We start from the raw sequence: 26,421 nt of genomic DNA, 5'->3' as shown, positions 1-26,421 counted from the left end.
CGGCCGGCAAGGCATATCAATCCGACCGTGAAGACGTCATACACGCCGCCGTCGCGCCCCCCGATTGCTTCTTCGTTTCACGCCGCATCATCAGCATCACAGCAACGCCAACACTGAGGATTCCGGAACACAGGACCGCGATCGAAAACCCGTGCGCCATCGCATCCCGATACGCGCCAAGCAGCGCCGGCTGTCCCGCTGCAAACACATGCTCCATCACCGCCTGCCGCGCCAGCGTATCCGCTTGCGCGCTGCCGGCCGCTTGCATCGCGGCCGTCATCCGGTGCAGCGCACCGACGCTCATCATGCTGCCGAGCACCGCGATGCCCATGCTCATCCCCGTCTGGCGCAACGCGTTCATCGTCGCCGACGCCATGCCCGCGCGTTCGGCCGGCGCGAGTTCCATCACGGTCATGCCGGTCGCGGGCACCGCGAGCCCCATGCCGACCCCGAGCACCGCCAGCGCGATGCCGACGGGCACATACGGCGTTCCCGCACCGAAGCCCGCCATGACCGCGAGCATCGCGCCGACCAGACCGTACCCGGCCACCATCAGCGCGTGCAACGGAATGCGCGCCGCGATGCGCCCGAACAGCATCGACGTGACCGCCGTCATCACGAACTGCGGCATCAGTTGCCAGCCGGCGGCGGCGGGCGTGCGCCCCTGCGCCTGCTGCAGGAACAGCGACAGGAAGAACAGGCTGCTGTACCCCGAGAACCCGAGCACGAACGACGCGAGATTGGCGCGCACCAGCCGCCGGTCGCGAAACAGCCAGACCGGCAGCAGCGGCCGCTCGACGCGCGTTTCGACACGCACGAACACGACGAACGCCACCGCGGCGCCCGCGAGCGGCGCGAGCACCTTCACGTGCGACGCGCCGGCTTCGCCGATGCCGATCAGCCCGTACGTGAGCAACCCGAGCCAGACCACGCTCAGCGCCTGGCCGAGCGGATCAAACGCCGCGTGCTGCGGATGCCGGCGCTCCGGAATGCCCCACGCGCCGAGCAGCACGGTCACGATGCCGATCGGCACGTTGACGAGGAAGATGTCCTGCCATCCGCCATGCTCGACGAGCAGCCCCCCCACCAGCGGCCCGAGGATCAGCGCGAGTGCGCTGAACGCGGACCATCCGCCGATCGCGCGGGCGCGCTCGCGCGCATCGGGAAACGCATGCGTGAGGATCGGCATCGCGCCCGGTATCAGCAACGCGCCGGCGAACCCCTGGATCGCGCGCCCGATCAACAGCGGCTCGAGCCGGCTCGCGCATGCGCAGACCACCGACCCGGCCGTGAACAGAACCACGCTGGCGAGCCACACGCGCTTGTGTCCGTAGCGATCGCCGAGCGGGCCGGCCGACAGCATGAACGCCGACAACGCGAGCGCGTACGCGTTGACGACCCACTGAAGGCCACCCATGTCGGTATCGAGCGCCGTCTGCAGCGTCGGCAACGCGACGTTGACGATGCTGATGTCGAGCGTGGCGAGGAAGGTGCCGAGACAGGCGGCCAGGACGAGTGCGGCGCGACGGTAGCGAGGCATGGCGGTCGGCCCTTCACGGGCACGAAGATGAGAATGATTCGCATCATATATATCGACTGACCGTCGGTCAATGGATTGCGTTGGCCGTGAACGGGGCGCTGGCCTAAACTGCGGGCTTTGCACGAACGGGCGTCGAGCCGCGCGATGACGGACAGGACAAAGGCAGGAACCACGACAGGAAAGGACGACGCGCCGGCGGGCAAGCTGCCGCGCACGAAGCCGGCGGAAGTGCGCCTCGAGGAGCTGATGGCCGCGGCCGAGAGGCTGTTCCTCGCGCAGGGCGTGGAAGCGACGACCATCAGCGAGATCGTCGAGCACGCGCAGGTGGCAAAGGGCACGTTCTACCACTACTTCGAATCGAAATCCGACATGCTCGCCGCGCTCGCGCAGCGCTACACGGCGTCGTTCCTCGACCGTTTGCAGCACGCCGTGGACGCGTGCGACGCCGACGACTGGCTCGCGCGCCTGCGCGCGTGGATCCGCACCAACATCGAAACCTACGCGGCGACCTACCGCACGCACGACATCGTCTACGCGAATCACCATCACCACGATCGCGCGAATGCCGACAAGAACGCGATCCTCGAACAGCTCGGCGAGATCCTCGACGGCGGCGCACGGGCCGGCACCTGGCGGCTCGCGCACCCGCAGGTCACCGCGCTGCTGATCTATGCGGGCGTGCACGGCGCGACCGACCACATCATCGCGGCGCCGGAAACGGATCGCACCGCGTTCGTCGACGCGGTGGTCGACGATTGCCTGCGGATGCTCGGCGCCGGCACCTGACGCACGGCAACGAACCAGGCACCCGAAGGCGAATGCCGTTCAGTCACGCTGAACGGCATTTTTCATTGGTGCCATCGCAAAGTGACAATTGTTCATCTTACGAATTGTTGACGCCAGTAGGATTCGTTCTGTCCAAGTGTAACCAAGCCGAAAACATAATATTCGGCCGTGTGATGCCTTTTCGGGTCGCCGTTGGATGTCGCGTCGCGCTGTCAACGGATATCGCGTCGGCGTCGTATCACCATCCAGATCGATTCTTTCTGAAACCAAAAACATGCAAACCAAACTCATTACCGCCGTGTTGTTCGTGGCTGCAGCCACTGCGTCGCAAATCGCATCCGCCACCGACGGCATGATCACGTTCAACGGCAGCGTTACCGCGCAAACCTGCACGATCAACGGCAACGGCAGCAACTCGAACAACTTCAATGTGCCGCTGCAATCGGTGGCGACCAGCGCGCTGGCCGCCGCAGGCCAGTGGGCCAACCGCACGCCCTTCAACATCGCGCTGACGGCCTGCACGCCGGCGTCGGGCAACGTCCACACCTACTTCGAACCGGGCCCGACGGTCGACACCGCCACCGGCAACCTGATCCTGGCCGCCGGCGGCGCGACCAACGTCGAGATCCAGCTGCTGAACGGCGACGGCACCTATTCGCCTATCAGGATCGGCGCAGCTGACGCCTCGCAAAACTCGAAGTCAGTCGCAATCAGCTCGACCGGCACCGCCACGCTGAACTACTACGCGCAGTACTTCGCAACCGGCGCTGCAACGGCAGGCGCGGCGACGTCGAGCGTGATGTACTCGCTCGTTTATCAGTAACCAATCACTTAGTTATACATAGCAAGAGCGGGCGGAGCGGCACGACGTCGCTCCGCCCCTCGTGCTCGCTACCTGCATCGATCTCCATCATGAAGCTTCGAAACACCCTCCGGCGCGCGATCGCCACCGCATGCGCCGCATGGCTCGGCTACCTGGCAACGCCCGCCGATGCATCGGTGGTGATCGGTGGCACGCGCGTAATCTATGCCGCGAGCGAATCCGAGGTCACGCTCAAGCTGTCGAACGCCGGCCAGTCGCCCGCGCTCGTGCAGTCGTGGGTCGATACAGGTGACGTGCGCGGCGCGCCGTCCACGACCAAGGTGCCCTTCACCGTCACGCCGCCGATCTCGCGGATCGATCCGTCCAAATCGCAGACGCTGCGCATCGTCTACACCGGCGAGCCCATGCCGCACGATCACGAGTCGGTGTTCTGGCTCAACGTGCTCGAGGTGCCGCCCAAGCCGAGCGCGGCGGACGCGGACATGAACCGTATCCAGCTCGCATTCCGTTCGCGCATCAAGCTGTTCTATCGTCCGGAAAAACTCGCGGGTTCATCGGCCGATGCGCCGGCGCAGCTCACCTGGCGGCTCACACAGGCCGACGGCAAGCCGGCCATCGAGGCGCACAACCCGACGCCGTTCCATGTGTCGCTGACCACGATCAGCGTGCAGTCGGGCGGACGCAGCGCAATCTTCGACGATGGCGGCATGGTCGGGCCGGGCGAGACGCGCGCCTTCCCGCTGAAAGGCGATGTGCCCGGCTCGGCCGGCGCCAGCGTGCGTTACACGACGCTGAACGACTACGGCGGCTCGGTCATCGGCGAGACGCCGTTGCGGTCAGACACCGCTGCACCGTCGCGATGATGCGCGACTGACTCTCTTCCATTGCGCGAGGCGCGGGTAGCGCGCCACGTCCTTTCCACAGCAAGACCAAGCATGCCCGCCCGGGCAGGGCGGAGGCTTGCTCACGCTCGGGTGCCTATCGTGATCCAACGTCTTTCGAGTTTGCCGCCATTCGTGCGCTGGCGCCCGCGCCCGTGCTTCCTGCTCGCGCTGTCGGTGTTCGCGTCGACGGGCGCGATGGCGCAGACCACAAGCGCCACACAGGTGGCGGAAGTCCAGTTCGACGACCTGTTCCTGCAGCGCCCGGGCGGCACGCGGGTGGACGTCAGTCGCTTCGAAAAAGGCAATGCCGCGGCGCCGGGTTCGTATCGCGTCGACCTGTACGTCAACACGAACTGGATCGGTCGTACCGCGATCACGCTGCGCCAGGTGGGCGACAGCCGAAACAACGTCCAGCCCTGCTTCGATCGCGAGCTGCTGCAGCAGGTCGGGGTGGATCTCGCGAAGCTGTCGCCCGAAGCGACGCGCATGTTGACGGACTCGAACCATGCCTGCGCGACGATCGGCATGCTGGTGCCGGACGCCGTCGCCACCTTCGACAATGGCGAGCAGCGGCTCGACGTCAGCATCCCGCAGGCCTCGTTGAGCCGCGCGGCGCGCGGCTACGTGGATCCGCGCTACTGGGACGAGGGCGTGCCGGCTGCGCTGCTGTCGTACAACGGCAACATCTACCGCGCCGACAACCAGGGCGCCTCGTCGACCCAGGCCTACCTGGGCCTGACCGCCGGCCTGAACGTCGGGCCCTGGCGCTTCCGCCACAACGGCAACACCACCTACAACACGCACGGCGGCACGCACTACCAGAGCGTGCAGACCAGCCTGCAGCGCTCGATCGCGCGCCTGAAGGCGCAGCTCGTGATCGGCGACGCGTTCACCGACGGCACGATGTTCGACAGCGTGGGCTTTCGCGGCGTGCGAATCGCCAGCGACGAGCGCATGTATCCGGAATCGCAACGCGGCTATGCGCCGACCATCCACGGCATCGCCAACAGCAATGCGCTGGTGCAGGTGCGCCAGAACGGCAATATCGTCTACAGCGCCAACGTCGCGACCGGCCCGTTCGAGATCGACGATCTCTATGCGACCGGTTATGGCGGCGACCTCGACGTCATCGTGACCGAAGCCGACGGCAGCATCCACACCTTCAAGGTGCCGTATGCGTCGGCCGTCAGTTCGCTGCGGCCCGGCATCACGCGTTTCAGCGTGACGGCCGGCCAGTACCGCAGTCCGCTGCTGTCGAGCAAGCCCGCGCTGTTCCAGGCGACCGTACAGCACGGTTTCACCAACCTGATCACCGGCTACGGCGGCATGACGGCCGCGCCCGGCTACCTGGCAGGCCTGGCCGGCGTCGCGCTCAACACCGGGCTGGGCTCGTTCGCGCTGGACATCACGCAGGCCAACACCGATCTGCCCGGCATGGGCACGCGCCACGGCCAGAGCGTGAAGCTCTCGTACAGCAAGCTGATCAGTCCGACCAACACCAATATCGCGGTGGCCGCCTATCGTTATTCGAGCAGCGGCTACCTGGGCCTGCAAGACGCCATGCAGTTGCGCAGCCAGCAGACCGGCGGCGTGAACGGCCTGCTGTCGGGCGGCGTGCGTCGCGGTCAGTTCCAGGTCATGCTGAACCAGGGCCTGCCGGAAGGCTGGGGCTCGTTCTACCTGTCTGGCTCGACCGTCAATTACTGGAATCGCAGCGGCAACGACACGCAGTTCCAGGCCGGCTACAGCAACAATTTCCGGCGCATCAACTACGGCGTGTCGGTCGCGCGCCAATTCGACGCGACGCAAAAACGCTGGGACAACCGCTTCATGCTGAACGTGTCGATCCCGCTGAACCTCGGCTCGCGCACGTTGTATTCGTCGACCAGCCTGCAACACGACAGCCATGGCGCAACCCTGGTCCAGCAGTCGCTGACCGGCTCGCTCGGCATCGACAACGCGCTCAGCTATGGCGTGAACGTCGGTCATACCCGCGGCAGCGGCACCGGGGCGACCGCCAACGTCGGCGGCAACGTGTCCTACTTGTCGCCGTATGCGACCTTGTCGGGCAACGCCTCGAAGGGCACCGGCTTTACGCAGTACGGCGGCGGCATCTCGGGCGGTATGGTGGCCTATGCCGGCGGCGTGGCCTTTACGCCGACCATGGGCGAGACGATGGCGATCGTCGAGGCCAAGGACGCAAACGGCGCACGCGTGACGGCCGGCAGCGGCCTGCGCATCGATCGGTTCGGTCATGCCCTGGTGTCGACCCTGACGCCGTTCTCGACCAACGAGGTGGAAATCGATCCGAAGGGCGTGCCGATGAGCGTCGAGCTGAAATCCAGCGCGCAGCACGTCGCGCCGACCGCGGGTGCGGTGGTGCGGCTGAAGTACGAGACCGAGGGCGGCGGACGCGCGGTGATCATGCGCGCGCGCATGGCCGATGGTGAGCCGGTTCCCTTCGGCGCGGAGGTGAGCGATACGGCGGGGCAGAACGTCGGCACCGTCGCGCAGGATGGCCGCGTCGTGCTGCGCGGCGTGAAGACGGATACCGGCACGCTGAAGGTGAGGTGGGGCGATACGGCCGCCGAGGGTTGTTCGCTGTCCTACACGCTTGCGCCGGCGAGCAAGACGAGCCGGCAACGGTGGACCGATACGGAAGCGGTATGTACGAAATGAGCGCTGCTGATGAAATGAGCCTGGGAGAGGTCATGAAACGAAACGAAAATTCGACCGCGACGCGCCGGCAGGCGAAATCGGCACGCGGCTGGGGCCGCGTGGTGTTCTGGCTGCTCGCGCTGGTAGCGTTGATGCCTGGTCTGGGTTCGCGTGCCGCGTTCGCACAGAGCGCCAGTTGCACGGGCACGGCACAGACGGTGACGATCTCGATGCCGGCTTCGGTGACGATCCCGCGCGACGCCGCGATCGGTACGGTGCTGACTGCCTGGGCCAGTACTCCGGCCACCACCAACTTCTATAGTTGCACCGTGTCGGGTTCTGCATTCTCGGGTATGGCCTTCGAAGCGTTGTCGATGACCAAGGCCGGCATGACGGTGGCCGGGCCGAATGGTGTGGCCTATACGGTCTGGAATACCAATGTGCCAGGCGTCGGTGTCGCGATCGGCGTGCGTTCCTATGCGAACGGTTGCGGTTGGCAGCCATGGGACGATCTCGGCACGCCGAGGCCGCCGCTACCCAGCCCTTGGGCTGGGTGGGCCTGCAACCTGAACGGTACGAGCAGTTTGGTCAACAACGGCGGTCAGGTTCAGGTGGCGCTGGTCAAGACCGGCGCCATCACGGCGGGCACGGTGACGGGCGGCGTGCTGTTCGAGGGAGCGCCCTCGACGGGGGGAGCAAACATCAACGGCCCGTTTGCGGTCTCCGCTTCGAGCCACGTGTCGTATTCGCTGACCTCGACCATCGTCAACGTCGCGGCGTGCACCACGCCGAACGTGACGGTCAACATGGGCTCGCCCATGCAGTCGGAATTCACGGGCATCGGCTCGACCAACAAGCAGGCCGTCTCGTTCAACGTGGCGGTCAACGCCTGCCCGACAGGCCTGAACTCGATCCAGTACCAGTTCATCCCGGTCAATGCCGTCCTCGACAGCACCAACGGCGTGCTGGCGCTGTCGAGCGGTTCGACGGCCACCGGTATCGGCCTGCAACTGAAGGACGGCAACGGCAACGCGCTGAAATACAACACGCAGTACACGCTGACGAGCTACAGCAAATCGACCGGCGGCTCCTACACGATCCCGCTCACCGCCAGGTACTACCAGACGGCCGCGAAGGTAACAGCCGGCAGCGCAAACGCCGTGCTGACCTTCACCATGACGTATCAGTAGGCCGCGCACAGCGAGCCTCGATGTGTGCGAAGGCGGTGTGGACTTGCGCGTGCACGCCCCAGGGTAAATAAACAAGGGCGCCCGAGGGCGCCCTTCATGCATCCGGATTCCGAACCGCGCAGCAGCCGTCAGTTCGTCCGCGAATTGTGTTTCTGCAGATACGCGATCAGGCCGTCGATCCCGCCCGATGCGAGCTGGCTCTTGAACTGGCCCTGGTAGACCTGGATCAGCCACGCGCCCGACATGTCGATGTCGTAGATCTTCCAGTCGTTGCCGACCTTGCCGAGACGATAGCCGACCGACTGGCTGTCGCCCGGCGTCGTGACCGTCGACTGCACGAGCGCGTCGGCGCCCGACGCGCCGCCGGCCTTGAACGAGAACTTCGCGTCCTGGCTGCCGAGCTGCGCGAGCGACGCGGCGTAGGTGCGCGTCATCAGCAGCTTGAACTGCTTGTAAAGCTCCTGCTGCTGTTGCGGCGTGGCCTGCTTCCACGCGTCGCCGACCGCGATGCGGGTCGTGCGCTCGAAGTTGGTCGCGGGCAGGAAGCGCTGCTCGACAACCGCCGAGACCTTCGCCATGTCCCCGCCGCGCGCGGCCGGATCGGCCTTCATCGCGTTGACGGTACCTTCGACCGCATTGCGGACGATATCGACCGGCGCGCTCTGCGCAAAAGCGGAAACCGACACGGCGGCCGCCGCGACGAAAGCAAACAGATGACGTTTCATACGAATATCGCTCGATGAGAAAAAACGACCGGTTCATTGCACCGGCCGACGAAGCAAAGTATACCGGGCCCGACGCTTCGGTGCGCCGCCGTGACCGACTGTTACCTTTCAGGTTCCTTTGTCACAGGCGTGCGGCGGCGCGACGACGCAGCGCGGCGCCGATTATGTAAATATCCCCTTACAAACCGGCGAGCCATCGGTATCGATTCCGCTGTCGCGAACAAATCTCCTTCCCGCCCCGAAACCCCCAACGTCACGACCGCCGCCACGCCGCGCCGGTATACTTGGCTACTTTGCCCTTGCCAGCCGCTCCCCACCGCCACATGGTGACATCTCTCATCGTCCGACTCGTTGCATGGTCGGTGCGCCGCCCCGTCTGGGTCGTCGTCCTGTCGCTCGTCATCGCCGCGCTCAGCGGCGTCTATGTCGCGCAGCATTTCAAGATCAACACCGACATCAGCAAGCTCGTCGATGCCGAGCCGCAATGGGCCGCCCTCGGCCAGGCCGTCGACAAGGCGTTCCCGCAACGCAACGGCACGATCCTCGCGGTCGTCGAGGCGCCGGCGCCCGAATTCGCGAACGCCGCCGCGCATGCGCTGACCGAAGCGCTGCGCAAGGATGCCGACGCCGGCCGCATCGGCCAGGTCGCCGAGCCCGGCGGCGGGCCGTTCTTCGAGCACAACGGGCTGCTGTTCCTGTCGCCGCAGGAGGTCACGGATACCACCTCGCAGCTCGCGAGCGCGCGCCCGCTCGTCAACGAACTCGCGAAGAACCCGAGCCTGACCGGGCTCGCGACCACACTCTCCACCACGCTCGGCCAGCCGCTCCTGACCGGCCAGGTGAAACTGCCCGCGATGGCGAAGCTGCTCGCACGCAGCGCAGCGACGGTCGACGACGTGCTGGCCGGCAAGCCCGCCGCGTTCTCGTGGCGCGCGCTGGTCGACAACGATGCCGCGCGGCAGCCCGCGCGCGCGTTCGTCACCGTGCAGCCGGTGGTCAACTACGGCGCGCTGAAGGCCGGCGCGGAAACCAGCCAGGTGATCCGCGACGCGGCCCGTTCGCTCGACCTCGAGAAGCGCTACGGCGCCGCCGTGCGCCTGACCGGCGAGCAGCCGCTCGCCGACGACGAATTCGCGTCCGTCGAAGATGGCGCGGCGCTCAACGGCGCGCTCACGCTGCTCGCCGTGCTCGTCATCCTGTGGCTGGCGCTGCGCTCGAAGCGGATGATCGGCTCGGTGCTCGTCACGCTGTTCGTCGGCCTCGTCGTGACCGCCGCGCTCGGCCTCGCGATGGTCGGCTCGCTGAACATGATCTCGGTCGCGTTCATGGTGCTGTTCGTCGGCCTCGGCGTCGATTTCTCGATCCAGTACGGCGTGAAATACCGCGAGGAGCGCTTCCGCGATCCGCGCATCGATCACGCGCTGATCGGCGCCGCGCACTCGATGGGCATGCCGCTCGCGCTGGCCACCGCGGCCGTCGCGGCGAGCTTCTTCTCGTTCATTCCCACCGCCTATCGCGGCGTGTCCGAACTCGGCCTGATCGCGGGCGTCGGGATGTTCGTCGCGCTGCTGACCACGATCACGCTGCTGCCGGCGCTGCTGCGCCTGTTCGCGCCGCCGGGCGAATCGAAGACGCCGGGCTTCCCGTGGCTCGCGCCGGTCGACGACTACCTCGATCGCCATCGCAAGCCGATCCTGATCGGCACGCTCGTGGTCGTGATCGGCGCGCTGCCGCTGCTCGCGTTCCTCCACTTCGACTTCAACCCGCTGCACCTGAAGGATCCGCACAGCGAATCGATGGCGACACTGCTTGCGCTGAAGGATTCGCCGGAAGCCGCCGTCAACGACGTCACGCTGCTCGCGCCGTCGCTCGCCGATGCCGACGCGGCCGCGAAGCGCCTCGACGCACTGCCTGAAGTGGGCCGCACGACCACGCTGTCGACCTTCATCCCCGCCGACCAGCCGGCCAAGCGCGCGGCGATCGCCGCGGCCGCGAGCGACCTGCTGCCCGCGCTGACGCAGCCGGCCGCGCCGCCCGCGACCGACGCGCAGCGCGTCGCTGCGCTCAAGCGCGTGTCGGACCTGCTGAGCTACGCGGCCGATGATCATCCGGGCCCGGGCGCGGCCGCCGCGCAGCACCTGTCGGCCTCGCTCGCGAAACTCGCCGCCGCCGACGCCGCGACGCGCGACCGCGCCGAGCGTGCGTTCTCCGACACGCTGCGCATCGCGCTCAACCAGCTCGCCTCGCTGCTGCGGCCGCAGGACATCACGCGCGAATCGCTGCCGCCGCAGCTCGTGCGCGACTGGGTCGCACCGGACGGCCACGCACTCGTGCAGATTTCGCCTAAGGTGCCGAAGGGCGTCGACCCGAACGACGACACGATGCTGCGCCGCTTCGCGAAGACCGTGAAGGCCGCGGAGCCGGGCGCGACCGGCGGGCCGATCTCGATCCTGCATTCGGCCGACACGATCATCAACGCGTTCCTGCATGCGGCACTGTGGTCGATCATCTCGATCACGATCCTGCTGTGGGTCACGCTGCGCCGCTTCGGCGACGTGCTGCGCACGCTGGTGCCGCTGCTCGTGTCGGGCATCGTGACGCTCGAACTGTGCGTCGTGCTCGGCATGTCGCTCAACTTCGCGAACATCATCGCGCTGCCGCTGATGCTCGGCGTCGGCGTCGCGTTCAAGGTGTATTTCGTGATGGCGTGGCGCGGGGGGCAAACCGGGCTGCTGCACTCGAGCCTCACGCACGCCGTCCTGTTCAGCGCCGCGACGACGGCGACCGCATTCGGCAGCCTGTGGCTGTCGCACCACCCGGGCACGTCGAGCATGGGCAAGCTGCTCGCGCTGGCCCTGACCTGCACGCTGATCGGCGCCGTGGTGTTCCAGCCCGTCCTGATGGGCAAACCGCGCGTCAAACGCGCCAAGAACCAATCGCAAGGAATCAATGAATAAGGTGCGAATCATTGCGGCGACCGTTGCCGCCAGCGCAGTGCTGACCGGCTGCGCGACGGGACCGAACCGCAACCCCAACGACCCGCTCGAGCCGATGAACCGGGCGATGTACAAGTTCAACGACACCGTCGACACGAACATCGCCCAGCCGATCGCGAAGGGTTACCAGAAGGTCACGCCGACGCCCGTGCGCACCGCGATCAGCAACTTCTTCTCGAACCTCGGCGACCTCGGCAACATCGCGAACAACCTGCTGCAGTTGCGCATCACCGACGCGACGCAGGACTTGATGCGCGTCGCGATGAACTCGCTGTTCGGCGTCGCCGGCCTGATCGACATCGCGACGCCGGCCGGGCTGCCGAAGCATCACCAGGATTTCGGCCTGACGATGGCGCGCTGGGGCGTGCCGTCCGGCCCGTACCTCGTGCTGCCCGTGTTCGGGCCGAGCACGTTCCGCGACGGCGTCGGCCGCGCGGTGGACGTGCGCTTCAACCTGCTCAACTACATCGAGCCGGCCGCGCGCAACCCGATGTACATCGCGCAGTTCATCAGCGCGCGCTCTGACCTGCTCGGCGCGACCGACCTGCTGAAGCAGGCCGCGCTCGATCCGTATTCGTTCGTGCGCGACGCGTACCTGCAGCAGCGCAAGTCGCTGACGTATCGCAGCCAGTCGTCGTCGGCGACGCTGCCGACCTACAACGAACCGGGTGAATCGGGCGCCGTGCCGGCCGCGACGCCTGCCGTGCCGGGGTTGCCGAACTACGAGGATCCGGGCGAGTCGGGCGGTACACCGGGCGCTGCGCCGAACAATGCACCGGCCGCGCCGGGGCTGCCGCAGTACGACGATCCGGGTGCGGACGGTGCGATGCCGGCGAGCACGCCGGCTGCTGCGCCTGCCGCGGCATCGGCAACCGCGCCGGCAACGCCTGCGAGCAGTCCGGCCGCGCAGTAACGCTGCAACGGCTACCGCCGCAAGGAAAAAGAGCGCTGCAGTTCAAATCTGCAGCGCTCTTTTTTTGTCCGCGATTTGTCCGCGAGAACCGGAAGGAAAGCCGGGAAGGGAGGGGTGAGAAAAGCGGCGAACGCCGGTCAGACGATCCGCATCGCGCCCGCACGCTCGAATGCGTGCCGCGCCTGGATCAGCGTCGTGCGCGCCGCGCGCGCGTCGCTGGCCACCTGCAGCAGCGGGCCGAGCTGCGACGGCTGCTTCAGCAGTTCACGCAGGATCGGCAGGATCGCCGTGCTGCCGTCGTCGCGCAGGCCGGCCGTCGCCGCGCTGGGCAACGTGCGCCACGCCGGATCGACGATCGCGCGACACACCGCGAACGGCACACCGCGCGACGCCGCGAAGGCCGCCGCGATATGCGACTCCATGTCGACGGCGAGCGCGCCCTTCGCGCGATGCAGCGACGTCTTTTCCTGTTCGCTGACGACCGGTGCGCTCACCGCCGCGATCGTGCCGCGCGTGACGCGCGCCCACACCGGCGTGTCGTGCAGCGCGGCGACGAGCCGCGTGCTCCAGCGCGTATCGGTCTCGACGCGGCCGAACGGCCCGTCGATCGCGTTCGCGATCACGAGCGCGCCGGGCGCCAGGTCGGGCGCGAGCCCGCCCGCGGTGCCGAAGCTCACGATGCCCGCGCAACCGCGCGCGGTCGCCTCGGTCAGCGCGCGTTCGAGCCGGTCGGCGCGCGCGGCGAAGACCGCTTCGACGCCGTCGCCGCGCGCAATGCGCGCCTCGAACGCCATCCCCGTCACGGCGATGACGGGCAGCATGCCGGTGGATTGCGTCGCCACGCGTTACAGCCCGAACGTGACGCGCGTCGTGTTGTCGCGCTTCAGGTTGCGATAGCGCGCGAGCGCCCACAGCGGGAAGAACTTGCGATAGCCGTGGTAGCGCAGGTAGAACACGCGCGGGAAACCCGTCGCCGTGAAGCGCGCCTCGTCCCACAGGCCTTCTTCGTTCTGGTTGGCGATCAGGTAGTCGACACCGCGCGCCACCGCCGGGTTGTTCACCTCGCCGGCCGCCATCAGGCCGAGCAGCGCCCAGGCCGTCTGCGACGCCGTGCTCGGCGCCTGTTCGAAGCCGCGATAGTTCAGCTTGTAGCTGTCGCCGTCCTCGCCCCAGCCGCCGTCCTTGTTCTGGATCGACAGCAGCCACTGCGCGCCGCGCTTCATGCGCGGATCGTCCGGCGTCAGGCCGGCCGCGTTCAGCGAGCACAGTGCCGTCCACGTGCCGTACACGTAGTTCATCCCCCAGCGGCCGTACCAGCTGCCGTCCGGTTCCTGCTCCTTGAGCATGTAGTCGAGCGCGCGGCGCGCCGGCTCGCTGTTCAGCGGCGTCTCGCCGAGCTGCGCCAGCATCGACAGGCAGCGGCCCGACACGTCGGCCGTCGGCGGATCGAGCAGCGCGCCGTGATCCGAGAACGGGATGTTGTTCAGGTAGTACTGCGTGTTTTCCGGTTCGAACGCGCCCCAGCCGCCGTCGCTGCTCTGCATCCCGACGACCCACTCGCGCGCGCGTGCGATCGAATCCCGATACGCGTCGTTCTGCCGGAGTTTCTGCGCGCGATCCATCGCTACCGCGACCACCGCCGTATCGTCGACGTCCGGGTAGTGCGCGTTCGCGTACTGGAAAGCCCAGCCGCCGGGCCGCACGTGCGGGCGGCGCGAGATCCAGTCGCCGCGCACGTCGAGGATCTGCAGCGGGCGCAGCCATTCGAGGCCGCGCAGCACAGCTTCCTCGGCCCGCGCGTCGCCCGTCTCGAGCAGCGCATGTGCGGCGAGCGACGTGTCCCACACCGGCGACAGGCACGGCTGGCAATACGCTTCGTCGTCGTGCACGACGAGCAGCTTCTCGATCGACTTGCGTGCGATCGCGCGGTTCGGATGATCTTCCGCGTAGCCGAGCACGTCGTACATCATCACCGCGTTGGCCATCGCCGGATAGATCGCGCCGAGGCCGTCCTCGCCGTTCAGGCGCTCGTCGACGAACGAGACGGCCTGGCGGATCGCGCGTTCGCGCGTGTAGTTCGGGAACAGGCCGTCAGCCGCGCGCAGCGCATGGTCGACCACGCGGAAGAACGCGAACCAGCCGGGGCTCTGGTGACCCTGGCGCGGCAGCAGGCCGGCGTTGACGGGCGGATCGATGAACAGCTCGTCGATGCGCACGCCGCGCGGGTTCTTCGCGAGCGGGCGCTTCGCGTTCAGCACCAGCAGCGGCACGATCACGGTGCGCGCCCAGTACGACACCTTCGACAGGTGGAACGGGAACCACTGCGGCAGCAGCATGATCTCGACCGGCATCATCGGCACCGCGCGCCACGGAATCGCGCCGTACAGCGCGAGCTGGATGCGCGTGAACACGTTCGACATCTCGGCGCCGCCCATCGCGTGGATCGCGCGGCGCGCACGCTGCATGTGCTCGGCGTTCTCGTCGTCGCCGATCACCTTCAGCGCGAAATACGCCTTCACGCTCGCGCTGATGTTCGGCGCGCCGTCGGTGAACAGCGGCCAGCCGCCGTCGGCCTGCTGGATGCGGCGCAGATACTTGCCGATCTTCTGTTCGAGCTCGACGTTCGGCGTCTCGCCGAGATAGTGGACGAGCAGCACGTATTCGGCGGGAATCGTCGAATCGGCTTCGAGTTCGTAGACCCAGTGGCCGTCCGCGTTCTGCGCGGCCAGCAGCGCGTCGGTCGCACGCGCGACGGCCGCATCGACGCCGGCCGGCACGGTGCCGGCGGACAAGGTAGCCATTTCGGTGAGATCGTTCATCGGTCCCTCTGTTGCTTACTGTGTCTGGAGCACGTCCGCGGCCAGCTGGCCGGAGCGAATCGCGCCCTCGATCGTGGCGGGCAAGCCGGTGGCAATCCAGTCGCCCGCCAGCACGAGATTGGTCCAGCGCGTACGCACGGCCGGACGCTTCATTTCCTGCGACGGCACCGCCGCAAAGCCCGCGCGCGGCTCGACGACGAGCTGCCACGCGGGGATGGTTTCCGGGTTCGCGCCCGTCACGCGCGCGACGTCTTCCCAGATGCGCCGCGCAAGCGTGTCGCGCGGCGTGTCGAGCCAGCGGCCGGCGTCGCGGATCGTCGCCGCGAGCTGGCCGCCGCCGGTGCGCACCGCATCGACGACACCGTTCACGACTGCCGTCTGCAACGCCGTGCCGGCCGGCGCCTCGATCGCGAAGTACGCGGTCACGACCGCGCTGAACGTGTCGGGCGCGGTGAGCTCGGGCACGAGCGGCTGCGCGACCTCGGGCGGCACGGCCAGCACGACGGCGTCGCCCGGTGCGAGATCGATCCGCTCGCCGCCGACCGAGATCGCATCGACCGCGTTGCCGTGCGCGCCGAATTCGAGCGCGTCGAGCCGCGAGTTCAGCCGGATCTGCGCGCCGCCGTGCTGCAGCATCCGCAGCGCCGGTTCGACGAATGCGCTGCCGAGACCATCGCGCGCGACGAGCGGACGGCAGCCGGGGCCGCCCGCGGCAAACGTGCCGCACAGCGCCGCACGCGCGAGTTCGGCGCTCGCGTGGCGCGGCTCGACGTTCAGCACACCGAGGAAATACGGCCGCAGCCAACGTTCCCACAGCATGCCGTCGCATCGCATCGTCTGTGCGAGTGAGCGGCCCATGCGCGCGAACGCGAGCGGGGCGAGCGCGAGGTAGTCGAGCGGCGTCGTGCCCGGCGCACGCGATGCGGCATCGAACAGCCACGACGGCCAGCGCCCGTCGCCGAAGCGCAGCGTCCAGCGCTGCTGCGACGCGACGTCGACGACCGGGAATTCAGGCAGCGCGGGCCCCGCGAGCCGGTCGGCCGCGCCGATCGCGCGCAGGTAGCGCTGCGTCGCGGGCTGTCCCGCGAACACCGTGTGCAGCCCGCTGTCGAGTGTCGTGTTCAGCGTCCCGTCGAACCATGAGCGGCAGCGGCCGCCCGCATGCGCGTGCGCGTCGTGCAGCACGATGCGCCGCCCGCGGCGTTGCAGCTCGACCGCGGCCGACAGGCCGGCAAGGCCGGCGCCGATCACGTGGACGGTCCTGGGCATCGACTCGGTCGACTCAGAACAGCGCGTAGCGCGCGGCGATCATCAGCATGCGCGCCTTCGGCTTGCGCAGCGGCGCGCGCGGGAAAGCGAAGCCGCGTGCGATCGCGGCTTCGAGAATGCAGCGATACGCCCCCGACATGATGCGCGGCGCCTTCACCTGCGCACGCGGGCACGTATCCATCACCGCGTCGGCCTGGCGGAAATGCTCGAGCGCGCGCTCGACGAGCGTCGCGCACACGCGCGGCAGCGCCGGATCGCGCACGATCGTCGCCGGGTCGGTAATCGCGATGCCTTCGCGCGCGAGCAGCTCGCGCGGCAGGTAGCAGCGGTTGATCGCCGCATCGTCGTCGATGTCGCGCAGGATGTTGGTCAGTTGCAGTGCGCGGCCGAGGTGATGCGACAGCTTGATCCCTTCGGCTTCAGGCATCCCGAAAATCCTCACCGACAGACGGCCGGCCGCGCTCGCCACGCGATCGCAGAAGAGGTCGAGCGTCGGCTCGTCGGGCGCGCAGATGTCTTCGACCGCATCCATCGCCATCCCGTCGATCATCGCGTGGAAATCGTCGCGCTGCAGGTTGAATGCACGGATCTCGCGGTCGAGCGCGGCCAGATGGCGCGGCGGGCGGCCGGCGTAGCATGCGTCGATGTCGGCGCGCCAGCGATCGAGGCCCGCATTGCGCTCGGCGCGCGGCAGGTCGCTGTCGGCGATGTCGTCGACCGCGCGGCAAAACGCATAGACCTGGAACATCGCATCGCGCTGCACGGCCGGCAGGATGCGCATCGCAAGATAGAAAGAACTGCCCGATGTGACGGCAGCGGCGTCGGTTTCTTGTTCGTCCACGACGGAATTGGAAACGGCCAAGACAAGCTCCACGGAGACACCCACGCGGGGCGATTGAAGAAGCCATGCCCGGCTGGGATGGTCAGGGCGTCAAATGCGTGCGAGATATGCGAACGATCGACGCAGACAGGCACAAATTACCGGCCGGAAGCCGGAATTGGGCGAAAGTATAGCAATCTTTGAAGTTCGATGGCGGACACTCGCCGCATGCGGCGGCATGCCGGAGGCCGTTGGCCGGCAAGGGCGCCCGGCCCGGGCGGGAAGCGGCGCCGGCGCTGCGTCAGCCGTAGACGATGTCGCGCTGCAGGTCGAGCGCAATGAGCCCCATTTCGCGGGTGAGCTGCAACATCGAGCGACGCTCGAGGCGCGAGCCCATGAAGCTCGTCACGTGGCCGTCGGGCTCCGCGGTGAACTGGAACACCGCGCCGCCCGTGCCGAACCACGCACCCGGCACGTCGGGCGATTCCTGCCAGTCGATCTGCGCGAACACGCGTGCGATACCCGCGCGTATCAGGTCGCCCGGACCGATCGGCGGCGCGATGTCGCCCAGGTCGTCGAGCGAATAGGGGCCGGGTTTGTTCGGCTTCCGATAGAAGAGATAGTCGACGTTCATGGGGCGCAATCGCGGGCAAAGCAACAAATTAGCGCGCTTCGGGATAAATTCATATCGGATACGGACGAAATGTGGCCTGTACGAGACAAGAGGGACAGATCGAAAGCGGCCCGTCTGGGTGCGCGCGGGTTCGTCTAAGATGACACCTTTCTCAAAATCTGAAGACCCGGACACCATGGAGACGAACGCAAGCGCCACCCCGCAGTCCGATCATCCCGTTTTCGTGCTCGTGCACGGCGCCTGGCACGGCGCGTGGTGCTATGCGCACGTTGCGGCCGCGCTGGCCGAGCGCGGCCACCTGTCGATCGCGCGCGACCTGCCCGCGCACGGCATCAACGCCCGCTTTCCTGTTTCCTACTTCACCCGCCCGCTCGACAAGGATGTGTTCGGCGCCGAGCCGTCGCCGGTCGCGAACACGACGCTCGACGATTACGCGACGCAGGTCATGCAGGCGGTCGACGACGCGTACGCGCTCGGCCACGGCAAGGTCGTGCTCGTCGGGCACAGCATGGGCGGCCTCGCGATCACGGCGGCTGCCGAACGCGCGCCCGGGAAAATCGCGAAGATCGTCTATCTCTCGGCCTTCATGCCCGCGTCGGGCGTGCCGGGCCTCGACTACGTGCGCGCGCCCGAGAACAAGGGTGAGCTGCTCGGCCCGCTGATGCTGGCGAGCCCGCGCGTCGCCGGTGCGCTGCGCATCGATCCGCGCAGCGGTGACGCCGCGTATCGCGAGCTCGCGAAGCGCGCGCTGTACGATGACGTGCCGCAGGCCGACTTCGAAGCCGTCGCGAACCTGATGACCTGCGACGTGCCGGCCGCGCCGTTCGCGACCGCGATCCCGACGACGGCCGCGCGCTGGGGCGCGATCGACCGCCACTACATCAAGTGCCTGCAGGATCGCGTGATCCTGCCCGCGCTGCAGCAGCGCTTCATCGACGAAGCCGACGCGTTCGCGCCCGGCAACCCGACCCACGTGCACCAGCTCGACAGCAGCCATTCGCCGTTCATGTCGCAGCCGGCCGTCCTGGCCGGCGTGCTGGCCGACATCGCGAAAAGCTGAGCACGGCACGCGCGGGGCGCATCCGCTCCGCGCAGCAGGGCCGTGCGGGTGCGCCTACGCGTAGGCCACCGAGCGGTCCCGCCCGAGCCGCTTCGCGCGATAGAGCGCGGCGTCGGCCTCGTTGACGAGCACGTCGCAAGTGGGCGCACCCGCCTTTGCACACGCGCCGCCGACACTCGCCGTCACCGGCACGCTGACGCCCTCGGCATCGACCGGCACGCTGCCGATCGCATCGCGCACCTTGTCGGCCACGAGCATCGCCTCGTCGAGATTCGTGCACGGCAGCAGCAGCGCGAATTCCTCGCCACCGAAGCGGCCGAACGTATCCTGCGCACGCACGATCGACGCGACGCGGCGCGCCGTCTCGCGCAGCACGGCGTCGCCGGCCGCATGCCCGAAACGGTCGTTGATCGTCTTGAAGTGGTCGAGGTCGAACAGCAGCACCGACATGTCGCCGCCGTAGCGCTGCCAGCGCGCGAATTCGTCGCCGAGCCGCGCCTCGAAGAAGCGCCGGTTCGCGATGCCGGTCAGGCCGTCTCGATTCGCGTGTTCGCGCAGCTTCGCGACCGCTTCCTCGCGTTCACGCTGCATCACGCTCACGTGCGTGACGTCCGAGATCGTCACGCACACGGCTTCGACGTCGCGGCCGCGCGTGAGCGGCATGAACGTGCAGTCCTGCTGCATGTAGTCGACGCCGCCCGTGATCGGCCGGTCGTGCTCGAAGCGGAACAGGTAGGGCCGCTGCTCCCACGAGCTGAACGCAAAGCTGCCGAGCTGGAACACGCTCTCGAGCTTGCGCGACAGCCACGCGCGCGGCAGGTCGGGAAAACAGTCGAACAGGTTGCGGCCGATCACGTCGGCGGCCGGGATACCGCTGTGGTCCTGCATGAAGCGATTCCACATCAGCACGGTCATCGCGCGGTCGAGCACGAACAGGCCGAAGCCCACCCGCTCGATCACGAGATCGCTCAGCGACGGGGTAGCGGCCGTCATAGCGCGGACAGCAACGCGTCGAGCGCGTCGCCCATCAGCCGGATCGAATCCTCGGCCATCAGCATCACGAAGTGAGCCCGGAACGCGTGGTCCTCGAGCCCGAAGTTCACCTCGAGCAGCAATGCCACGCTCCATGCCAGCTCGGTCGGCTGGAAGACGTCGTCGAACGACACGTTCGCGCCGAGCAGCCCCGGCGGAAAGAACACCGGCTTGCGCCCGAGCTCGTCGAGGATCGATGCGACGCAGGCGCCCATCAGCACGTTCGCGACGTCGAACACGACTTCGTCGGGTGTCGCCATCCCGCCGTACACGCCTTCGCCGAACGTGCGGTCGACGACCGACATGAGCCGCGCGATGCTCGCGGTACGGCACAGCACGATCGCCTCGCCCTTGATGTCGGAACGGAAGCCCTGGCGCACGGCGGTCACGTTGTCGTAGATGCCCGTCATCTCGCGCAGCGCATCGCCCGCGTCGGTCGCTTTCACGACCCGCACGCGCGGCACCGACAGTTCGATGAAGCGCCCGAGCAACAACGCGAGCCGTGCGGCGGCACGGCCCATTGCGAGGTTGGCGATCTCCTGCAACGCGTCGCGTTGCTCCGCCGTGAACACCGAGTCAGGCATACAACCCATACTCCTTGAGAATGGGCAGCAATGCCTCCGACGTCACGGGCTTGGCAACGAATGCGATCGCGCCCAATTCGCGCACGCGTGCTTGCGCCTGCGGCTGGATATCGGCGGATACCACGATCACGAACGTGTTCAGATCTTCGTGGCGCAGTGTCTCCAGCACCTGATATCCGCTCATGTCGGGCATCGTCAGGTCCAGAAACATTACGGAAGCTTTGCCGTCACGATACAGCGCCAAGGCCTCTCGACCATTCGCGGCATACGCGACATCGACGTCCCAGCCTCCCGGCAGCGCCTTTGTCAGAAGTTTGCGAGCGAGCAGCGAATCGTCGGCAATTACAATCGGCAAAGGCATGGGGCGATGCGGTATACGGAATGGTCTCTCTCGCGTTAACGACCGCGCGGCGCACTTCTTGAGGCGCCAATGCGTTCGGGCGCGGGCAGCCGCCTTGCAACCGCGCGCGGGCGCCGCAACGCGGGCGCGCGCGACGCGCCGCGCGGCGAATGCCGGCGGGCGCAGATATCTGTCATAGGGAAAGCAAGGCGCGATTCTCGGAGTAAACCGGAGGCGATGCAACTCGCCATATTCACCATTTCGGACAGAATCGGTCCGAACATGCGCCATTCCGAAAACAGCCGCGACCATTTTCGAGATAAGCACGCAAAATTTTTCCTTGTGTACGTTTGCGCTGCCGGATTCGTCGCGTTTTCAATCTGACGAATTCCCCCTGTCGAAATCGACAGGATTACTTGCGTCCGGGTGCATCCTGGGCCGTACGGCGGGCCGTCGCAACTCGTTTATGATGGCAGGCACCTTCGCCTCACCCGCTTCCTCGATGACGTCCGACCGGCCCGCCGATTCCCACGCTCCCGCCTCCACGCCCGCCGACGACTGGCAGGACGACGGCAACTATGCGTCCGGTGCGCCCGAGCACGATTTCGCGGTGCGACGCGTGACGCTGATCGTGCTGCTCGTCGCGGCGATCGTGCTGCCCTGCATCTACGTCGTGGTGATGGCGTACAACGACCTGAAGACGCGCGAGGCCGCCGCGAGCGACGTGACGATGCGCACCGTGCGGGTTGCCGAGGAGCACGCGCTCAAGGTGTTCGACCTGAGCGAGACGCTCGATGCGCGCATCGTCGATCTCGTGCAGGACATGGACGATGCGACCGTGCGCAACAGGGAGTCCGACATCCACGAAGCGCTGAACACGATCGGCGGCGGCTATCCGCAGGTGGCGGCCGTGTCGATCTTCGGCGCGAGCGGGATGCTGCTCGCGAACAGCCTCTACTATCCGGCGCCCTATGCGTCGATCGCGAACCGCGACGATTTCGCCGGCATTCGCGACGGCAAGGTGATCGAACACATCTCGCGGCTGATGATGGGGCCGCTCAAGCTCGAGAACATTCCCGTGTTCAACACGGGCGTCGCGCGTCGCCATAGCGACGGTTCGTTCGCCGGAATGGTGTCGATCGCGCTGAAGTCGTCGTATTTCAACGCGTTCTACCGCGACCTGCTCGGCGGCGCCAGCACGCCGATGACGATGGCGCTCGCGCGCTCGGACGGCGCGGTGATCGCGTCGTATCCGCCGCCGCCGGCACTCGCGCACACCGACCGCGCCGTCACGTTCGGCGACGCACGCAACGATCCGCGCGCCGGTGTCGTGCGGGTGCGCCACGACGGCGCGAGCAGCGAGATCGTCGCGTATCGCCAGGTCGGCAGCTATCCCGTCTACGTGACGTGCTCGTATCGCACGTCGGCGATCTGGCGTGAATGGTACGAACACCTGAGCGTGCTGTTCCTCTCGATGTTCGCGCCGTCGGTCGCGCTGTGGTCGGTGATCTGGCTGTCGCTCAAGCGGCTGAAGGCGGAAGAGGAGGCGTGGGACCGCTGGCAGGCCGAAGCGTCGATGCGCCGTTCGATCGAATCGGCGTACCGGCAGTCGCGCAAGATGCAGGCGCTCGGCAATCTCGTCGGCAGCGTCGCGCACGATTTCAACAACCTGCTGATGATCATCTCGAGCAACGTGCAGATCGTGCGGCGGCGCGGGGTCCAGCATCTCGACAAGGAGCTCGGCGCGATCGAACGCGCGCTGAAGAACGGGCAGTCGCTCACGCGCCAGCTCCTCGGCGTCGCACGCAAGCAGCCGCTGCACAACGAGACGATCGACGTCGGGCAATGGGTCGGCACATGCCGCGAACTGCTGAAGACGTCGCTCGGTTCGAAATCGTCGCTGGTCGTCGCGATCGAGCCCGGTGTGTGGCCGATCCGCGTCGACGTCGCCGAGCTCGAACTCGCGGTGATCAACCTCGCGGTCAACGCGCGCGACGCGATGGCGGCCGGCGGCCGCTTCACGGTCGGCGCGCGCAACGTGACGCTGCGTCGCGAGGACGGCTTTCCGCTGACCGGCGATTTCGTGCAGATCTCGCTCGACGATACGGGTTCGGGCATGGCGCCCGACGTGCTCGCCCGCGCGTTCGAGCCGCTGTTCACGACGAAGGCTCAGGGGATGGGGACGGGGCTCGGCCTGCCGCAGGTATTCGCGTTCTGCGAACGCTCGGGCGGCCTCGCGACGATCGACAGCGCCGTCGGTGCCGGCACGTCGGTGCGCCTCTACCTGCCGCGCGCGCGCGCCGAGGATGTCGTCGCACGGCCGCCGGCGGTCGCGCACGACGCGGGCACGGGCGCGCTCGCCGGCCTGCACGTGCTGCTCGTCGAGGACAACAGCGAAGTCGCGGCCGGCACCGAAGCGCTGCTGTCGCTGCTCGGGCACCGCGTGACCTACGCGCCCACCGCCGACGACGCGTTGCGCCTGATCGAAGGCGCGGCCGCGAACGACGCGTTCGACCTCGTGATTTCGGATATCCACATGCCGGGCAGCCTGAACGGCATCGACCTCGCCGAAGCGGTCGAGAAGCGGCCGGAGAAGCTGCCCGTGATTCTCGTCACGGGTTACGCGGAGGAACTCGACCGCACGCGCACCGTCAACGTCCGCGTGCTGTCGAAGCCGTTCGACATCGCGCTGCTCGACGAGATCCTGCTGGGCATCCGCGAAGCGCGCGACGCACGGCACGCGCGACACGCCGGCACGTGACCCGCTACGTGCGGGCCGGCGCCGGCGGCATGAACGGGGCGACGCTCAGGCCGACTTCAGCAAGCGCACCCAGCCCGTGTAGCGATCGACGAAACCCTGCAGGAACTTGCGGGTGTCTTCGCTGACGATCTGGCCCTGATCGTCGATGCGTGCCGGATCGTGCTTGATGAACATCTCGGGCTGCCCGAGCGTCTTCACGTCGAGGTACGCGAGCACGTTGCGCAGGTGCTGCTGCGCGAGCGCGGTACCCGTCGCACCCGGCGACGTGCCGAGCACCGCACCCGGCTTGCCCGACCACGAATTGGAACCCCACGGGCGCGAGCCCCAGTCGAGCGCATTCTTCAGCACGCCCGGAATCGAGCGGTTGTACTCGGGCGTGAAGAACAGCAGCGCATCGGCGGCTTCGATCGACTGCTTGAAGCGCTTCGCGACTTCCGGGAAATCCGCGTCGTAGTCCTGGCTGTACAGCGGCAGTTCGCCGATCTCGACGAACTCGAACGAGAAATCGGCGGGGGCGAGCGAGATCAGGGCGTGCGCGAGCGCGCGGTTCCACGAAGCGCGACGCAGGCTGCCGACGACCACAGCGATGCGATAGGACATGACATTCTCCTTCCGGTGAGTGAGGAATCGGATCGATTGCTTCCGAACGAGCGACAAAGGTCTGTTTATAGGCAAGCCAGCCCGCGAACCGCCCCACGGGGCCGCCCGACCGACTTTCCACAAGGTTTTCCACAGAAATTGTGGATAACTTGACCGTTATGATCTGACGTTACAAACTGCCCGCCGCGTGTCGAAGTCGACACGCAACACAGGGTTCGGCAAGCATAGCGCAGCGCGTCGACCGGTTTCGTGAATTCGTGACGGAACATGCATTGCAGGCGGGCACCGCGCCCAGTAAGCTGCTCGCACCGCGACGCGCCCGCTTGGTGGCGCACGCGATTGCCTCGAGACACCGCAACCCAGACATGCCGTCCGAATACGACGATCCCGCCTATCTCGCGCAACTGCGGCGCGACCTGCTGCGCTTCGCGCGACTCCAGCTCCGCGATGCCGACGCGGCCGAAGACGCCGTGCAGGAAGCGCTCGCCGCCGCGTGGTCGCACGCGGGCGATTTCGCCGGGCTGTCGGCCCACAAGACCTGGGTGTTCGGCATCCTGCGCAACAAGCTGATCGACGTGCTGCGCGCGCGGCAGCGCACGGTGAGCTTGTCGGCGCTCGATGCCGAGCTCGACGGCGAATCGGCGCTCGATCGCGAGCTGTTCAAGGAAAACGGGCACTGGGCCGCGCATGCGAAGCCGCGACCGTGGCCGCGCCCGGAAACGCTGTTGCAGCAGCAGCAGTTCTGGACGCTGTTCCAGACCTGCCTCGACCACCTGCCGGAGCAGATCGGCCGCGTGTTCATGATGCGCGAATTCCTCGACGTCGAGATTACGGACATCTGCAGCGAATTGACGCTGACGACGAATCATTGCAGCGTGCTGCTGTATCGGGCGCGCACGCGCCTGCGAACCTGCCTCAGTGAAAAAGGACTGACGACCGAAGATGCTGCCGGGGAAATGTACTGACGTGACGCGACTGCTGTCGGATGCGCTGGACCGGCATCTGACCCTGCATGAGCGCCTGCAGGTGCGTGTACACCTGCCGACCTGCAGTGGCTGCAGGGCCTATCGCGGTCAGATCGCACTGCTGCGGACAGCCGCGAAAGCGGCGGCGGGGCGGGGGCCGGACGACGACGACGGGTCGTCCGGGGAAGGCTAGGGGCGGCTTGCTTGGTTGCGATCACCCGGGTGGTGGTCGCACGGTGTCCGGCGATCGGATCGGCTTCGAATGCCGATGTTTGTACCCGGCCGATGCAATCAGAAAAATACGGCGGGCAAGAATTATTCGAACAGCGCCTGCACCGATTCGGGCGGCCGGCCGATGGCGGCCTTGCCCCGATAAACGACGATGGGCCGCTGCAGCAGAATTGGATGAGCGGCAATCGCCGCGTAGGCTTGTGTGTCGGTCAGATCGGCGCGGGCCAGATTCAGCGTCTTGTACGGTTCCTCTCCGTCGCGCAGCATGTCTCGAACCGGGCGGCCAAGCTGCCGATGCAGCGCTTCCAATTCCTCTACCGTCGGTGGCGTCTTCAGGTACTCGACGACATTCAGGGGCGCACCGGTGGTATTCAGCGACTCGATCAAAGCAAGCGTCTCGCGCGACTTCGAGCATCGGGGGTTGTGGTAGATCGTGATCATCATTCAAGCCTGGAGGGTAGAGCCCCGTATTGTAGCCAGTCTGCATCGGGTGTCTGGGCCGGGAGGTTGGCGCGGGATCGCGGGATTTCGAGTGGATTTGCTGCTTCGCGGAAGCAGATGGACCAGGTCGTGCGACGGACCATGAGAGGGGAGTGCTGTTCGGGATGCGCTTCACGGCGTTGCGTTGATGTGTTTATGCGCATAAAGGTGAGCGGTGTTCTGCCGCGGGATGACGGATCGAGGTGCCGCACGCCAGATCAATACGATGGGAGGTTCCGACCGGAAAGGAGGCGGGCGGGTGCGTCGTACGTCGGTTGCTTTATGCGCATAAAGCGGGCGGTTGCCGGGCG

Annotated in this window: 23 protein-coding genes; 11 read left to right on the top strand and 12 right to left on the bottom strand. The window is 67.2% G+C overall.

From position 1 onward, the window contains the following. Positions 1–16: 16 nt before the first annotated feature. Positions 17–1,540 carry an MFS transporter gene (locus ABIC51_RS01930; RefSeq protein ID WP_175898502.1) on the bottom strand — a complete coding sequence of 508 codons (1,524 nt, stop codon included), beginning with the start codon at positions 1,538–1,540 and terminating at the stop codon, positions 17–19. A gap of 144 nt (positions 1,541–1,684) precedes the next feature. Between ABIC51_RS01930 and ABIC51_RS01925 the strand changes: the two genes are divergently transcribed. From ABIC51_RS01925 to ABIC51_RS01905, 5 genes are all read left to right on the top strand, one after another. Beyond that, positions 1,685–2,326, top strand: coding sequence for a TetR/AcrR family transcriptional regulator (locus tag ABIC51_RS01925; RefSeq protein ID WP_060083896.1), 642 nt, complete (start codon positions 1,685–1,687; stop codon positions 2,324–2,326). A 274-nt stretch (positions 2,327–2,600) separates the two neighbouring features. Then, positions 2,601–3,149, top strand: coding sequence for a fimbrial protein (locus ABIC51_RS01920; protein ID WP_146253820.1), 549 nt, complete (start codon positions 2,601–2,603; stop codon positions 3,147–3,149). 89 nt (positions 3,150–3,238) lie between these two features. Next, the gene (locus ABIC51_RS01915; RefSeq protein ID WP_059693240.1) at positions 3,239–4,012 is read left to right on the top strand and encodes a fimbria/pilus periplasmic chaperone; all 774 of its coding nucleotides are present in this window, start codon (positions 3,239–3,241) and stop codon (positions 4,010–4,012) included. A gap of 120 nt (positions 4,013–4,132) precedes the next feature. Then, positions 4,133–6,712 (top strand): fimbria/pilus outer membrane usher protein, encoded by a 2,580-nt coding sequence (locus ABIC51_RS01910; RefSeq protein ID WP_457766338.1) that lies wholly within the window; start codon positions 4,133–4,135, stop codon positions 6,710–6,712. Positions 6,713–6,744: 32 nt separating this feature from the next. Beyond that, on the top strand, positions 6,745–7,881 hold the full coding sequence (locus ABIC51_RS01905; protein ID WP_146253833.1) for a fimbrial protein: 1,137 nt from the start codon (positions 6,745–6,747) through the stop codon (positions 7,879–7,881). Positions 7,882–8,009: 128 nt separating this feature from the next. On the opposite strand, the gene ABIC51_RS01900 is transcribed toward ABIC51_RS01905, so the two are convergent. After that, a complete protein-coding gene (locus ABIC51_RS01900; protein WP_027790211.1) occupies positions 8,010–8,606 on the bottom strand; it encodes an MlaC/ttg2D family ABC transporter substrate-binding protein in 597 nt (198 codons plus the stop codon). A 323-nt stretch (positions 8,607–8,929) separates the two neighbouring features. Here ABIC51_RS01900 and hpnN point away from each other — a divergent pair, with 323 nt between their 5' ends. Then, complete coding sequence (hpnN, locus tag ABIC51_RS01895) at positions 8,930–11,563, top strand: hopanoid transporter HpnN (RefSeq protein ID WP_354006318.1); 2,634 nt, start codon at positions 8,930–8,932, stop codon at positions 11,561–11,563. Beyond that, positions 11,556–12,515, top strand: coding sequence for an MlaA family lipoprotein (locus tag ABIC51_RS01890; protein ID WP_059693247.1), 960 nt, complete (start codon positions 11,556–11,558; stop codon positions 12,513–12,515). The genes hpnN and ABIC51_RS01890 overlap by 8 nt, the downstream gene beginning before the upstream one ends. A 137-nt stretch (positions 12,516–12,652) precedes the next feature. Here the strand turns inward: ABIC51_RS01890 and ABIC51_RS01885 are convergent, their stop codons facing one another. The 5 genes from ABIC51_RS01885 to ABIC51_RS01865 all read right to left on the bottom strand — a co-directional run bounded on the left by ABIC51_RS01885 (position 12,653) and on the right by ABIC51_RS01865 (position 18,057). Continuing rightward, positions 12,653–13,336 carry a phosphorylase gene (locus ABIC51_RS01885; RefSeq protein ID WP_088611405.1) on the bottom strand — a complete coding sequence of 228 codons (684 nt, stop codon included), beginning with the start codon at positions 13,334–13,336 and terminating at the stop codon, positions 12,653–12,655. Between the two features lie 24 nt (positions 13,337–13,360). After that, complete coding sequence (gene shc, locus ABIC51_RS01880; protein ID WP_021161397.1) at positions 13,361–15,334, bottom strand: squalene--hopene cyclase; 1,974 nt, start codon at positions 15,332–15,334, stop codon at positions 13,361–13,363. Between the two features lie 15 nt (positions 15,335–15,349). After that, positions 15,350–16,603 (bottom strand): hydroxysqualene dehydroxylase HpnE, encoded by a 1,254-nt coding sequence (hpnE, locus tag ABIC51_RS01875; RefSeq protein ID WP_175898508.1) that lies wholly within the window; start codon positions 16,601–16,603, stop codon positions 15,350–15,352. Between the two features lie 13 nt (positions 16,604–16,616). Next, on the bottom strand, positions 16,617–17,465 hold the full coding sequence (hpnD, locus tag ABIC51_RS01870) for a presqualene diphosphate synthase HpnD (protein ID WP_027790206.1): 849 nt from the start codon (positions 17,463–17,465) through the stop codon (positions 16,617–16,619). A gap of 259 nt (positions 17,466–17,724) precedes the next feature. Further along, a complete protein-coding gene (locus ABIC51_RS01865; RefSeq protein WP_027790205.1) occupies positions 17,725–18,057 on the bottom strand; it encodes a hypothetical protein in 333 nt (110 codons plus the stop codon). Between the two features lie 175 nt (positions 18,058–18,232). On the opposite strand from ABIC51_RS01865, the gene ABIC51_RS01860 reads away from it, so the two are divergent. Then, positions 18,233–19,117 (top strand): alpha/beta fold hydrolase, encoded by an 885-nt coding sequence (locus tag ABIC51_RS01860; RefSeq protein WP_175898510.1) that lies wholly within the window; start codon positions 18,233–18,235, stop codon positions 19,115–19,117. Positions 19,118–19,171: 54 nt separating this feature from the next. Here the strand turns inward: ABIC51_RS01860 and ABIC51_RS01855 are convergent, their stop codons facing one another. From ABIC51_RS01855 to ABIC51_RS01845, 3 genes are read right to left on the bottom strand one after another with little or no spacing between them, the layout of a single operon-like run. Beyond that, the gene (locus ABIC51_RS01855) at positions 19,172–20,110 is read right to left on the bottom strand and encodes a GGDEF domain-containing protein (RefSeq protein ID WP_027790203.1); all 939 of its coding nucleotides are present in this window, start codon (positions 20,108–20,110) and stop codon (positions 19,172–19,174) included. Further along, positions 20,107–20,733 (bottom strand): chemotaxis protein CheC, encoded by a 627-nt coding sequence (locus ABIC51_RS01850; protein WP_021161391.1) that lies wholly within the window; start codon positions 20,731–20,733, stop codon positions 20,107–20,109. The genes ABIC51_RS01855 and ABIC51_RS01850 overlap by 4 nt, the downstream gene beginning before the upstream one ends. Continuing rightward, positions 20,726–21,094, bottom strand: coding sequence for a response regulator (locus tag ABIC51_RS01845; protein WP_021161390.1), 369 nt, complete (start codon positions 21,092–21,094; stop codon positions 20,726–20,728). Before ABIC51_RS01845 ends, ABIC51_RS01850 begins: the two co-directional genes overlap by 8 nt. A gap of 481 nt (positions 21,095–21,575) precedes the next feature. Here ABIC51_RS01845 and ABIC51_RS01840 point away from each other — a divergent pair, with 481 nt between their 5' ends. After that, entirely contained in the window at positions 21,576–23,834 is a 2,259-nt protein-coding gene (locus tag ABIC51_RS01840) for a hybrid sensor histidine kinase/response regulator family protein (RefSeq protein WP_059693255.1), read from the top strand. A 45-nt stretch (positions 23,835–23,879) separates the two neighbouring features. Here the strand turns inward: ABIC51_RS01840 and ABIC51_RS01835 are convergent, their stop codons facing one another. Beyond that, a complete protein-coding gene (locus ABIC51_RS01835) occupies positions 23,880–24,434 on the bottom strand; it encodes an NADPH-dependent FMN reductase (protein ID WP_175860475.1) in 555 nt (184 codons plus the stop codon). A 365-nt stretch (positions 24,435–24,799) separates the two neighbouring features. Between ABIC51_RS01835 and ABIC51_RS01830 the strand changes: the two genes are divergently transcribed. Further along, positions 24,800–25,399 carry an RNA polymerase factor sigma-70 gene (locus ABIC51_RS01830; protein WP_027790201.1) on the top strand — a complete coding sequence of 200 codons (600 nt, stop codon included), beginning with the start codon at positions 24,800–24,802 and terminating at the stop codon, positions 25,397–25,399. Next, positions 25,377–25,592 (top strand): zf-HC2 domain-containing protein, encoded by a 216-nt coding sequence (locus tag ABIC51_RS01825; RefSeq protein ID WP_059495285.1) that lies wholly within the window; start codon positions 25,377–25,379, stop codon positions 25,590–25,592. Before ABIC51_RS01830 ends, ABIC51_RS01825 begins: the two co-directional genes overlap by 23 nt. Positions 25,593–25,714: 122 nt before the next feature. Here the strand turns inward: ABIC51_RS01825 and arsC are convergent, their stop codons facing one another. Beyond that, positions 25,715–26,074 (bottom strand): arsenate reductase (glutaredoxin), encoded by a 360-nt coding sequence (gene arsC, locus ABIC51_RS01820; protein WP_034195996.1) that lies wholly within the window; start codon positions 26,072–26,074, stop codon positions 25,715–25,717. Positions 26,075–26,421: the final 347 nt, after the last annotated feature.

The sequence above is a fragment of the Burkholderia sp. 572 genome, from assembly GCF_040545135.1.
Taxonomy (GTDB): Bacteria; Pseudomonadota; Gammaproteobacteria; order Burkholderiales; family Burkholderiaceae; genus Burkholderia; species Burkholderia cepacia.
This window is presented reverse-complemented; position numbering and strand designations above follow the sequence as displayed.